The sequence below is a fragment of the Kitasatospora sp. NPDC057904 genome (assembly GCF_042887925.1).
In the GTDB taxonomy this organism is placed as follows: Bacteria; Actinomycetota; Actinomycetes; order Streptomycetales; family Streptomycetaceae; genus Kitasatospora.
In genome coordinates this window covers 56,086-68,654 of the sequence record NZ_JBHVOL010000040.1, presented here as the reverse complement: position 1 = coordinate 68,654, position 12,569 = coordinate 56,086, and the positions used below count along the sequence as shown (strand labels likewise).

Annotated in this window: 8 protein-coding genes; 3 read left to right on the top strand and 5 right to left on the bottom strand. The window is 70.4% G+C overall.

Features of this window, described 5'->3' with window-relative positions; all coding sequences use genetic code 11:
* Window positions 1-206 precede the first annotated feature (206 nt).
* From ACFVSN_RS43535 to ACFVSN_RS43515, 5 genes are all read right to left on the bottom strand, one after another.
* Window positions 207-3,248 (bottom strand): alpha-mannosidase, encoded by a 3,042-nt coding sequence (locus ACFVSN_RS43535; protein ID WP_387597048.1) that lies wholly within the window; start codon window positions 3,246-3,248, stop codon window positions 207-209.
* Window positions 3,249-3,282: 34 nt separating this feature from the next.
* Window positions 3,283-4,548, bottom strand: coding sequence for a glycosyl hydrolase (locus ACFVSN_RS43530; protein WP_387597051.1), 1,266 nt, complete (start codon window positions 4,546-4,548; stop codon window positions 3,283-3,285).
* Between the two features lie 32 nt (window positions 4,549-4,580).
* Window positions 4,581-5,435 carry a carbohydrate ABC transporter permease gene (locus ACFVSN_RS43525; protein WP_380446495.1) on the bottom strand — a complete coding sequence of 285 codons (855 nt, stop codon included), beginning with the start codon at window positions 5,433-5,435 and terminating at the stop codon, window positions 4,581-4,583.
* A gap of 5 nt (window positions 5,436-5,440) precedes the next feature.
* Window positions 5,441-6,313, bottom strand: a complete 873-nt coding sequence (locus ACFVSN_RS43520; RefSeq protein WP_380506679.1) for a carbohydrate ABC transporter permease — start codon at window positions 6,311-6,313, stop codon at window positions 5,441-5,443.
* Between the two features lie 86 nt (window positions 6,314-6,399).
* Window positions 6,400-7,689: an ABC transporter substrate-binding protein gene (locus tag ACFVSN_RS43515; RefSeq protein ID WP_387959053.1), complete on the bottom strand. Its 1,290-nt coding sequence runs from the start codon at window positions 7,687-7,689 to the stop codon at window positions 6,400-6,402.
* A 247-nt stretch (window positions 7,690-7,936) separates the two neighbouring features.
* Between ACFVSN_RS43515 and ACFVSN_RS43510 the strand changes: the two genes are divergently transcribed.
* From ACFVSN_RS43510 to ACFVSN_RS43500, 3 genes are all read left to right on the top strand, one after another.
* Window positions 7,937-9,097, top strand: coding sequence for an RNA-guided endonuclease InsQ/TnpB family protein (locus ACFVSN_RS43510; protein ID WP_380446489.1), 1,161 nt, complete (start codon window positions 7,937-7,939; stop codon window positions 9,095-9,097).
* Window positions 9,098-9,201: 104 nt separating this feature from the next.
* Entirely contained in the window at window positions 9,202-10,284 is a 1,083-nt protein-coding gene (locus ACFVSN_RS43505) for a LacI family DNA-binding transcriptional regulator (protein ID WP_387959050.1), read from the top strand.
* Window positions 10,285-10,441: 157 nt separating this feature from the next.
* Window positions 10,442-12,541: an endo-beta-N-acetylglucosaminidase gene (locus tag ACFVSN_RS43500; protein ID WP_387959049.1), complete on the top strand. Its 2,100-nt coding sequence runs from the start codon at window positions 10,442-10,444 to the stop codon at window positions 12,539-12,541.
* The last annotated feature ends 28 nt before the right edge of the window (window positions 12,542-12,569 follow it).

The window sequence follows — 12,569 nt, the reverse complement described above, 5'->3', positions numbered from 1 at the left end:
CCGTTGGCAGTCTGAAAATCACCCGTCACGCCCCTCTCCGCGGCCACCCCCTCCGCCACCCCCTCCCGCAGCCCGACCCTCTCGCCTTGGGTGGGTTTGGGGGTGGGGGGTGGCTGAGGGGGGTGGGTCGGTATGGGGTGGGGGGGTGGTTGAGGGGGAGGGGGGTGGTTGAGGGGGTGCACTGGTGGGGGTGGGGGTGCGGTCTGTCAGCCTTGTGTGCTCAGGCGCACGGTGACCAGTTCGAATGGGCGGAGGGCCAGGTCTACTGTGCCCTCGGTCACTGTCACGTCTCCCCGGGTGCCCTCCCACGGGCGTTCCAGCAGGTCGCACGGCTGGGCTTCGGCCAGCGGGAACGACGTGGTCAGACGGCCCCTCGCTCGGCCTCCGTTCGCCTCGTAGACGCGGACGATCAGGTCGCCGCTGCGGTCGTCGGCGAGTTTGACGGCGCTCACGACGATGGCGTCGTTGTCGACCGTCACCAGGGGGGTCACTGTCTCCTCGCTGCCGGTGACCCGCCGTTCGGGGAGGCCGATGCGGTAGCCCTCGCGGACGGCGTCGGCGATCGTGGCGCCGGGGACGAGGGCGTGGTGGAAGCGGTGCAGGCCCTGGTCGGTCTTGGGGTCGGGGAAGCGCGGGGCGCGCAGCAACGAGAAGCGGACGGTGGTGGTCGTCCCGCCGTCGGTGTCGCGCACGGTCCGGGTGACGTCGTGGCCGTAGGTCGACGCGGTGACGAGGGCGACGCCCCACCCGGGTTCGTCGAGGTGGACGAAGCGGTGGTTGCAGGCCTCGAACTTCGCGGCCTCCCAGCTGGTGTTGGTGTGGGTCGGGCGGTAGAGGTGGCCGAACTGGGTCTCCGCCGCGTAGCGCTCGGTGTGGAGGTCGAGCGGGAAGGCGGCCTTGAGGAACTTCTCGGTCTCGTGCCAGTCGACCTCGGTGTCGATGTCGAGGCGCTGCTCGCCCGCCCGCAGCGTGAGCGTCTGGACGACGCGGGACGAGCCGAAGGAGCGCTCGATCCGGACGCTCGCCCGGTCCGGGTGGGTGGTGGCGGTGATCGCGTCGACGTCGGTGAGGTCCGTTCCGGTGTTGCGGTAGAACTGGTCGACGTCCCACGCGTCCCACATGTTGGGGAAGTCGGGGTGCAGTTGGAGCAGGTTGGCCCTCGTGCCGGGGGCGACGGTCTCGCGGCCGCTCGCCACCTCGGTGACGGAGGTGATCAGGCCTTCGGTGTCGACGACGACGTCCAGCAGGCCGTTGTGGAGGGTGAATCCGCCTTCGGGGCGTTCGGTTGCGGCGCAGTTGCCGGGCGTGGTCGGTGTTGCTGCCGCTCCGCCTGCGGGCACCGAGGAGCGTTCGTGCGGTGCCGCGTTGAAGACCAGGTCGTGTCCGCCGGCGGCGTCACCGGCGAGGGCCTGCTGGGCGCGGCCGATGAGTGCTTCCAGTTCGGTGGCCAGCGCCGCGTACGTCGCCTCGGCCTCGCGGTGCACCCAGGCGATCGACGAGCCGGGCAGGATGTCGTGGAACTGGTGCAGCAGCACCGTCTTCCAGATCCGGTCCAGCTCCTCGTACGGGTAGGCGGCTCCGGTCCGCAACGTCGCGGTGGTGCACCAGAGTTCGGCTTCGCGCAGGAGGTTCTCGCTGCGCCGGTTGCCCTGCTTGGTCTTCGCCTGGCTGGTGAGCGTGGCCCGGTGCAGCTCCAGGTACAGCTCGCCGACCCACACCGGCGGGCTCGGGTACTCGGCCTCGGCCTTCGCGAAGAACTCGGCCGGCCGCTCCCAGCGGACCGTCGCCGAGCCCTCCAGGTCCTTCAGCCGCGCGGCCTTGGCGACCATCTCGCGCGTCGTGCCGCCACCGCCGTCGCCCCAGCCGGTCGGCGCGAGCGAGTGCCTGGCCACCCCCTTGTCCTTGAAGTTGCGGGCGGCGTGGGCGATTTCGCTGCCCTTCATCGAGCAGTTGTAGGTGTCCACGGGCGGGAAGTGGGTGAAGATCCTCGTCCCGTCAATCCCCTCCCACAGGAACGTGTGGTGCGGGAACGTGTTGACCTGGCTCCACGAGATCTTCTGCGTCAGCAGCCACTTGGAGCCCGCGTTGCGGATGATCTGCGGCAGGCCGCCGGTGAAGCCGAACGTGTCGGGCAGCCAGGCCTCGTGGTTCTCCACCCCGAACTCGTCCAGGAAGAAGCGTTTCCCGTGGACGAATTGACGTGCCATCGCCTCCGAGCTCGGCATGTTGGTGTCCGACTCCACCCACATGCCGCCGGCCGGTACGAACCGCCCGTCGGCCACGGCCTTGCGCACGCGTGCGTACACCTCGGGGCGGTGCTCCTTGATCCACGCGAACTGCTGCGCCTGGGACATGGTGTAGAGGAAGTCGGGCTCGTCCTCCAACAGCGCCGTCATGTTGGCGGTGGTGCGGGCCACCTTCCGGACCGTCTCCCGCAGCGGCCACAGCCAGGCCGAGTCGATGTGGGCGTGGCCGATCGCACTGATCCGGTGGGCGGATGGGGCCGCGGGGGTGGAGAGTACGGTGTTCAGCGCCGAACGGGCTTGTGGGGCAGTTTTGTTGACGTTCTGCAGGTCGATCGCGTCCAGTGCTCGTTCCACGGCGCGCAGGATCTCCCAGCGGCGGGCGCTCTCGACCGGCAGTTCGGCCATCAGTTCGCCGAGGACCTCCAGGTCGATCACCAGCTGCCACACCGTCTCGTCGAAGACGGCGAGGTCCATCCGGGTGAGCTTGTACTGGGGTTCGGTGCCGGCTGTCTCCTTGTCGCCCAACTCGGTCGGCAGGAACGGGTGGTAGTCGAGGATGACCGGGTTGGACGCCGCTTCCACGTGCAGGAGGACCGGTTCGCCGCCGACTGCCGGGGAGGCCGCGCGCACCCACTGGTTCTGCGGGTTGAGGCCCTTCACCGGCGTGCCGTCCGGGCGGTAGACGAGGCCCTCGCACTGGAATCCGGGCATGTTGGCGTCGAAGCCGAGGTCGATCAGCGCCTCGACCGTCCGCCCGGCCCACGCCTGCGGCACCGTGCCGGTCACGGTGAGCCAGCTGGTGCCCCACGGCGCGCCCCAGGCGTCGCCGACCGCGATCGGGGAGCGCGGCGCCGCCAGGCCCTCGGCGACCGGGACGGGCTCGCCGGGCGCCGTCCAGATGCCGACGGTCAGCGGGACGGACTCGGGGTACACGGCGGGGCGGATGCGCTCGTCGAGGACGCGCTTGAGGCGGGACTCGACCAGGGTGCGGTCATCGTGCATGTCGGCGGCTCCGTTGCTTGGCTGGGGGAACGGCTCAGAGAGAACGTACGTCGTCGGGGTGGACCACCTCGGTGATTCCGCGTGCGGCCAGGTGCGCGCGGTCCTCGGCGTGCTCGGCGAGGACGGTGGTCGGACGGGCGCCCGCCTCGGTGAGGCGCATGAACGCCTCGAAGACCGCGCCGCCGGGCCCGCAGACCGAGCGCTTCGGCGCCGTGACCTCGTCGCCGGCGGCGATCACCACCGCCGTCGTCCGCGGCTTGGGCGGCTGCCACGCGCGGCGAGCCTCGGCGGCGGCCTCGGCGAGCCGGGCGCCGGCCGGCTTGACCTTCCGGTCGGTGGTCAACAGGCCGAGGCCGTACTCGAGTTCGGGGAAGTCGGCGAGCGAGCGGTCGACGTCGTGCGAGCACCACCAGGTGACGCCCCACAGGTCCGGGCAGTCCAGGACGGCCTCGACGGTCGCGCCGGTGAAGCGCGCGGCGTCCTCCGGGGCGATGTGCGGGGCCGGGGCGCCGACCTCCTGGAGCCAGACCGGGCGCGCCGGGTCGTCCGCCCACGCCTTGGCGAGCTCGACCAGGTAGGCGGCGTGCTGCGCGGTCGCGGCGGACGCGGCGCCGTAGCGTTGGGCGGTGCCGTTGAACACCCACGAGTGCACGGCCGTCGCCGCGCCGATCCGCGCCGAGTGCCACGGCGTGAACGGGTGCCCGTCGAGGTAGTAGGCGGCGTCGTAGGAGGCGTGCAGGTGGAGCCGGCCGGGCGCGCCCTCCTCGCACGCGGCGAGCATGCGGCGCAGCCACGCGTCGGCCTGCCCGGGGGTGATCCGGTCGGGGTCGGGGTGCGGGTCGCCGGCGAACTGGTTGATCTCGTTGCCGAGCGTCAGGCCGAGGAAGTTGGACTTCTCGCGCAGTGCCTCGGCGAGGGTGCGCAGGTAGGCGGCCTGGCCGTCGAGGACGTCGGGGTCGGTGAAGACGTTCCGCCGGTGCCAGGTCCGGGTCCAGGACGGCAGGAAGTCGAAGCTGGAGAGGTGGCCCTGGAGGCCGTCCACGGCGACGTCGAGCCCGCGCTCCCCGGCGGCGTCCACGAGCGCGGCGAGCTGCTCGACGGCGCGCGGGCGGATCAGCGTGCGGTTGGGCTGGAAGAGCGGCCAGAGCGGGAACACCCGGACGTGGTCGAGGCCGAGCGCGGCGACCGAGTCGAGGTCGGCGCGGACGGCGTCGAGGTCGAAGTCGAGCCAGTGGTGGAACCAGCCTGTGGTGGGGGTGTAGTTGACGCCGAAGCGGGGGACGTGCGGAGCGGTGGTCATGGATCCTCAACGAGTAGACGGGACGGTGGGGATCAGCCTTTGACGGCTCCCTCTTCCACGCCCTTGAAGAAGAAGCGCTGGCAGGCGGCGAACACCAGGACGATCGGCAGGAAGGCGATCATCGTGCCGGCCGCGATCAGCCGGGGGTTCGCGGAGAACGTGCCGTTGAGGTACTGGAGTCCGACGGTGAGCGTGTACTTCTGCGGGTCGTTGAGCACGATCAGCGGCCACAGGAAGTCGTCCCAGGCGCCGATGAACGTGAAGATGACGATCACGCTGAGCATGCCGCGCACGTTCGGCAGGCCGATGTGCCACAGCCGCTGCCACACGGTGGCGCCGTCGACCAGGGCGGCCTGGTCGAGTTCGGCGGGCACGGCGGCGAACGCCGTCCGCATCAGCAGCACGTTGAGCATCGCGAGCGCGCCGGGCAGCGCCACGCCGACCAGGCTGTCGGCCAGGCCGAGGCTGCGCACGAGCACGTACTGGGAGACGATCGTGACCTCGCCGGGCAGCACGAGCGTGGCGAGGAACAGGCCGAACACGAGCTTGGCGCCGCGGAACCGCAGCCGGGCGAGCGCGTAGCCGGCGAGGGTGCAGCCGGCGACGTTGCCCGCGATGCAGATCGCGGCCACGATCACGGAGTTGAGGGCGTAGGTCCACACCGGGATGGTGTCGGCGACCTTCCCGTAGTTGCCGAAGGTCAGGTCCTCGGGCAGGAAGTCCGGCGTCCGGGTGTACACGTCCTCGCCCGGGCCCTTGAGGGACGTGGACAGCTGCCACAGGAACGGGCCGATGACGAGGAGCAGCACGAGGACGAGGAGTGCGTAGCGTGCCGCCGTCCGCGCGGGGGTGGGGGTGTTGAAGGCCCTGGAGCGTCGGGTCGCCATCGGGTTCAGTCCGCCTTCCGGTTCAGGCGCGTCAGGAGCAGCATCGGGCCGAGCGTGATGACGAACAGCAGCAGGCTGAGCGCGGAGGCGTAGCCGAGGTGGCCGGTGAAGCCGCGGCTGTACATCTGGATGAGCATCACCACGGACATGTCCCGGCCGCCGGGGCCGCCCTGGCCGTTGGAGAGCACGTACAGCTCGGAGAAGACGCGCAGGGAGCTGACCGAGATGAGTACGGAGACGAGCATCATCGTCGGCCGCACGCCCGGGAGCGTGACGTGCCACAGCCGGCGCAGCGGGCTCGCGCCGTCGACGGCGGCGGCCTCGTGCAGCTCGCGCGGCACGTTGGCGAGGGCGGACAGGTAGATGACCATGTAGTAGCCGAGGCCCTTCCACGTGGTCAGGGCGATGGCGCTGAAGAGCAGGAGCCAGCGGTCGGTGAGGAAGGTGACCGGGGTGTCGGTGAGTCCGCTCTGCTGGAGGACGCCGTTGACGAGGCCGCGGTCGTCCAGCACCCAGCCCCAGATCAGTGCGACGACGACGGCGGAGGCGATGACGGGCGTGTAGAAGGCGGTGCGGAAGAAGGTGATGCCGGGGGCCTTCCGCTGGACGAGGAGGGCGAGCAGCAGCGGCAGGACCGTCAGGAGGGGCAGGCAGACCAGCATGAAGACGATGCTGTTGAGCAGGGCGTCGGCGAGCTGCTCGTCGTCGAGGAGGCGTCCGTAGTTCTCCAGGCCGGTGAACGTGCCGCCGCCCAGCGGCTTGGCGTTGGTGAAGGACAGGATCACCGTGTTGACGGCCGGCCACAGGTTGAAGACGGCCAGCCAGAGTAACGCGGGCCCGGCGAGCAGCCAGGGTGTGAACCAGCGCCGGTGGGTCATGCGGAGTGCCTTCCTGGGGCCTGGGGGCGGTGCGGTCGTTCCCGGGAGCGGCGGGGTGGGGGCGCCCGCCGTCCGGGCCCGCGGGATCAGCCCTTGAGCAGCTTGTCGCACTGCTGGACCGCGGAGTCGAGCGCCTGCTTGGAGCTCGCCTGGCCGCTGATCGCCAGGGCGATCTGCTGGTTGACGACCGTGCTCATCGCGTCGTCGATCACGACGGGCTGGATGAGCTTCGCCTTGGCCAGCGAGGCGAAGGCGATCACCTTGGCGTCGCCCGCGTTGGTGCCGTCGCCCTTGCTGAAGAACGGGTCGTCGGCGGAGGCCTTGGTGGACGGGAAGACGCTGGTCAGGTGGGCCAGCCCGGCCTGGTTCTCGGGGCTGGTGAGCCAGCGGGCCAGGGCCACCGCGGCGGCCGGGTTCTTGGTGCTCTTCGGGATGGACACGCCCTGGACGTACAGCGGCGGCGTGTTGAACGCGGCGGACGGGACGACCTTGGGGGCGAGCGTCGGGTTGTCGGTGGCGAGCGAGGTGATGTAGTTGGCGCCGGCGGTGGTCCAGGCCGCGGTGCCGGAGTTGAAGAGCTTGCTGTTGCCCGCGTAGGTGTTGGTGAGGACGTCGTTGGGCAGCAGGCCCTCCTTGAAGGCGTCGCGGTACTTGTCGAGCAGTGCGGCGGCTTCGGGGGTGTTGAAGGTGAAGGACTTGCCGTCGTCGGCCATGATCTTCACGCCGGCGTTGTAGAGGTCGCCGATGCCCGGCTTGCGGCTCATCAGGTAGGCCTTGCCGCCGGACCTGTCCTTCATGACGCGGGCCTGGGCGATGAGTTCGTCCAGGTTGGCGGGGAGCTTCTTCGGGTCCAGGCCGTTCTGGCTGAGGAGGTCCGAACTCCAGTAGTTCACATCGGTGTTGAGGTACCAGGGGTAGCCGTAGACGCCGTCCTGGCCGACGAAGCGGTAGGCGTCGACGCTGCCGCTGACGTACTCGTCGGCGAGCTTCGGGTCGGCCTTGGAGACGTCGAGGAGGAGGTCCTTCTTCGCCAGGGGGAGGGCGAAGTCCGGCGGGAGGTTGACCACGTCGGGGAGGTCGCCCGCGGCGGCCTGGCTGAGCACCTTGTTGGAGTAGCCGTCGCCGGGCTGGTCCAGCCAGTCGACCTCGACGCCCGGGTACTTCTTCTTGAAGCCGTCGATCACGCCCTGCATGTAGTCGGTGAACTTCGGCTTGAGCGCCCAGGTCTGGAGCGAGACCTTCCCCTTGACCTCGCCGGTCGCGGCCGCACTGGCCACGCTGTCGCCGTTCTTGCCGTCGCCGGAGCCGAGTCCGCAGCCGGCGAGTGCGGCGGCGGTGACCGCCGTTGTCGTCAGTGCCGCCCAGATTCTTCGCATTGAGGGTCTCCCGGTCCAGGGTAGGTGGGATTGCGCCGGCTGGTGTGCCGTCTTCCTGAAACCTCATTTGCTAAACCGGTCTAGCTATTTCAGGGACTATGCTCCGACCTAACTCGGCTGTCAATATGAGCTAGCGGCTGGGGGTGGCGCCAAAAGTCCGCGTGCAAGGTGTAGGCAGTGCTGTGCCCTCGCTGTGCGCTGGGTTGAGACCCGCTGGAGTGACGCAGAAGCATGTTACGGTTACCCAGTGTTGACGGCAGTTCAGGTCAAGCTGATGCCGTCGCCGGATGTGGCGACGGCACTGCGCGACACCCTGTCCACGTGCAACCGAGAGGCCAACCGTGTCTCCGAGCTGGCTTTTCGTACGGGGGAGCAGTCCCGGAGGGCCTTGCAAAGCGCGGCCTACCTCAAGCTGAAGGGTGCCGGGCTGTCCGCGCAGCCCGCGCTGCATGTCATACGCAAGGTCGCCGACGCCTATGCCACCCTGGCGGCGAACATCCGCGCCGGGAATCTCGGCGGGCCCGGCGACAAGCGACGCGAACGCGCCGAGTCCAAACCGATCAGTTTCCGCCCCGATGCCGCTCAGGCATACGACGACCGCTGCCTGTCCTGGCGGCTGGATGATCGGACGGTGAGCATCTGGACCACCGCTGGCCGCGTGAAGAGCATCCCCTTCGCGTGCTCCGCAGAGGTCCTTGCGATGCTCCGTGAGCACCGTAAGGGCGAAACCGATTTGGTGGCGCGCGATGGCGCGTTCTACCTGATGGCAGCCTGCAACGTAGCCGAGGCTGAGGCGTTCGAGCCGACCGGATGGATCGGCGTGGACCTCGGTATCACCAACATCGCCACCACCAGCATCGGTTACCGTGCCGCCGGACGCGGCCTGAACCGGCACCGCAAGCGCATGCAGGACCTGCGGGCCAAGCTTCAGACGAAGGGCACCAAGTCAGCCAAGCGGGTGTTGAAGCGGCTCTCCCGTAAGGAGTCCCGCCGCGCCAGGGACGTCAACCACTGTATCTCCAAGCGCATCGTGACCGAGGCTGAACGCACCACTGCCGGAATCGGACTGGAAGACCTATCCGGTATTCGGCAGCGGGCACGGCTCCGCAAGCCCCAACGGGTTACGCTGCACTCCTGGGCCTTTGCCCAACTCGGCGCCTTCGTCGCCTACAAGGCCAAACGGGCCGGCGTCCCGGTGGTGTACGTCGACCCGGCATACACCAGCCAGGAATGCTCCGTGTGCCACTACACAGACCGTAGGAACCGGCCTGATCAGGCCGCCTTCGCATGCCGGTCGTGCGGCGTCGTTGCGCACGCCGACCGGAACGCTTCCCGCAACATCGCCCACCGGGCAGAGGCTGCGTGGAACGCGGGGCGGCGGTCATCCGCCCCTGCCCCCGCACCATAGGGTGCGGAGGCTGGATGTGGGAGTCCACCCAACAGCCAGTTGGGCGCTACCTGCAAGCTTGGCCCCTCATGGCCGAGTGAAGTTGACGAGAGGAGTCGGGTCCCGTGGGCAGACCGACGATCGCCGACATCGCCCGACAGGCCGGTGTCTCCAAGGGCGCGGTGTCCTTCGCGCTCAACGGGCGACCCGGCGTGAGCGAGGCGACCAGGGCCCGGATCCTGCGGGTCGCCGAGGAGATGAACTGGCGGCCGCACAGCGCCGCCCGCGCCCTCGGCGGCGCCCGGGCCGACGCCGTCGGCCTCGTGATCGCCCGGCCCGCCCGCACCATCGGGGTCGAGCCGTTCTTCGGCCAGCTGCTCTCCGGGCTCCAGGCGGTGCTCTCGGCCAGCTCGGTCGCGCTGCACCTGATGGTCGTCGAGGACACCGCCGCCGAGATCGGGGTCTACCGGCGCTGGGCCTCCGAGCACCGCGTCGACGGCTTCATCGTCGTCGACCTGCAGACCCGCGACCCGCGGCTGCCCGTACTGGACGAACTCGGGCTGCCCGCGGTCGTCCTGGGCGGGCCCGGCAAGGGCGGCGGCCGGCTGCGGATCTGGGCCGACGACCGGGAGGCGATGCTCTCCATCGTCGACTACCTGGCCGCCATCGGGCACCGCAGGATCGCCCACCTCGCCGGGCTCCCGCACTTCCAGCACACCCAGCGGCGGATCCGCGCGCTGCGCGACGCCTCGCGCCGGCTCGGGCTGGAGGAGGCGGTCTCGGTGCCGACCGACTTCAGCGACGCCGAGGGCGCCGCGGCCACCCGCACGCTGCTCTCGCGCGCCCGGCGGCCCACCGCGATCGTCTACGACAGCGACGTGATGGCGGTGGCCGGCCTGGGCGTCGCCGGCGAGATGGGGGTCGCGGTGCCCGGCGAGCTGTCGATCGTCTCCTTCGACGACTCGGTGCTCGCCCGGATCGTCCACCCGCCGCTCACCGCGCTCAGCCGGGACACCTTCGCCCTCGGCGAGCAGGTGGCGCGCAGCCTGCTGGACGCCCTGGACGGGGCCGGGCCCGGGCGGGACCTCCAGATGCCGACGCCGCGGCTGACCGTCCGGGAGTCGACGGCGCCGCCCGGGGCCGCGGCCGTTTCACCCGTGGGGGCGGTTGTTGCGCGGGTCGTTGACAGCGGTTCTGAACCGGTTTAGCCTCGCTGCGCCGAGGGGGTCCGGCACCCTGCCCGTTGATTGCGTACCGTCAGCCGATCGCCGGCGCCTCCTCCGATGCGCATCGTCACGCCCGCATGCACCCGGGCCCGCCGCGCCGGTGGGCCCGCCCCCTCCTCCGCTCGATCGGAGTCAGCGCATGTCCAGACGCCTCCCCCTGCTGCTCAGTGCCGCGCTCGCCGCCGCGCTGGGCGTCGTGCCCGCCGCCCACGCCTCGCCCGCCGCACCCCCGCCCGCCGCATCCTCGCCGGTGAAGGCCGCCGCGGCTGGCAATCAGCCCTACGCGTCGTATTGGTACCCCGGCACCATCCTCACCTGGGACCCGTCCACCGACCCCGACGCCCGCTTCAACCGCTCCCGCGTCCCCCTCCGGCCGCGCACCAGCGACCCGTCCCTCGCGGCCAACCCCAACGCCCGTGCGGGGGAAGGGAAGATAGCCTCCCTGGTCTCCTTCGCCCCCACCTCGAACAACCCCTCCCAGGGCTCCGCCGACCCCAACTACTACGCCTTCGGCTACTGGCAGTACGTCGACAAGCTCGTCTTCTGGGGCGGCTCAGCGGGTGAAGGTCTCATCCTCGCTCCCAACCCGACCGTCATCGACGCGGCCCACCGCAACGGCGTCAAGGTCTACGGCACCGTCTTCTTCCCGCCCGCGGCCTACGGCGGCCAACTGCAGTGGGTGCGCGACTTCGTCCAGAAATCCGGCGACCGCTACCCCGTCGCCGACAAGCTCGTCCAGGCCGCCCAGTACTACGGCTTCGACGGCTGGTTCATCAACCAGGAGACGGGCGGCGGCGATCAGGCCCTCGCCGGGCAGTTGCGCGACCTCATGCAGTACACCAAGGCGCGCAGCGGCGGCACCGACTTCATGTGGTACGACGCCATGACCACCTCCGGCGCCGTCGACTGGCAGAATGCGCTCACCACCGCGAACTCGCCGTTCCTGCAAGATGGTTCGAAGCGCACCTCGGACTCGATGTTCCTCAACTTCGGCTGGACGCCGTCGGGTCTGGACTCCTCCCGCACGCTGGCCCGGCAACTCGGCCGCAGCGAGTACGAGCTCTACTCCGGCATCGACACCGAGGCCAACGGCTCCAACACGAGCGTCGACTGGAACACGCTCTTCCCCGCCGGGCAGCCGCACACCACCTCGCTCGGCCTCTACCGGCCCGAGTGGACCTGGAAGTCGGCCACCGACCGCAACGACTTCTACGCCAAGGACTCCCGCTACTGGGTCGGCGCCAACGCCGACCCCTCCAACACCAACCTGTCCGACTCCTGGCCCGGCCTCGCCAGCTACGTCGCCGAGTCCTCGCCCGTCACGGCCAAGCCGTTCGTCACCAACTTCGACACCGGGCAAGGGGACTTCTACAACGCCGGCGGCACCCGCGTGGCCACCGGCGGCTGGAACAACCTCTCCCTCCAGGACGTCCCGCCCACCTACCACTGGATCGTCGACTCCGACGGCAGCAGGCTCACCCCGTCCGTCGACTTCACCGACGCCTACCAGGGCGGCTCCTCGTTGCGCCTCACCGGCACGCTCGACTCCGCCAACACCGTGCGGCTCTACCAGACCAGCCTGCCCGTCGCGGCGGACACGCGGCTGTCGATGGTCGTGAAGACTCCGGGCGCCGGCCCGACCAAGCTCAAGGCCGCAGTCTCCTTCACCGACGCGCCGGACAGCTTCACCACCCTCGACGTGGGCGCCGACACCGGTACGGGCTGGGAGCGCCACACCCTCGATCTGTCGCCGTACGCGGGCCGCACGATTGCCCAGATCGGGCTCCGGGTCGAAGGGTCCGACCCCGCGTACGACGTCCGGATCGGCCAACTCGCCGTCTACGACGGCTCGGTGGAGGCTCCGGCCGCGCCCGCAGGGCTCACCGTCCTCGGCGCGAGCGACGTGGTGGCCGGCGCCAGCCAGTCCCTGCGGCTCTCATGGACGGCGGCGCCCGGCGGAAACGTCCACCACTACGAGGTGTACCGGCGCAACGCCGACGGCACCCGGACGTTCCTCGGTGCCACGCCCAACGACGCCTATTTCGTCGGCAAGTTGGACCGGGCGGGCGGCGAGGACAGTACGGTGGTCGACGTCGAGGCGGTCTCGACGACGTACGGCCGCTCGGCGGCCGCGTCCACCGCGGTGGCCTGGACGGCCGCGCCCTCCGGCAGCAACCTCGCGCTCACCCGGCCCGCCACCGCCTCCGGCGTCCACGACTTCGAGGCCCGAGGCAGGTAGCCTCCCGATCGCCGCCGAAAGGACCCTC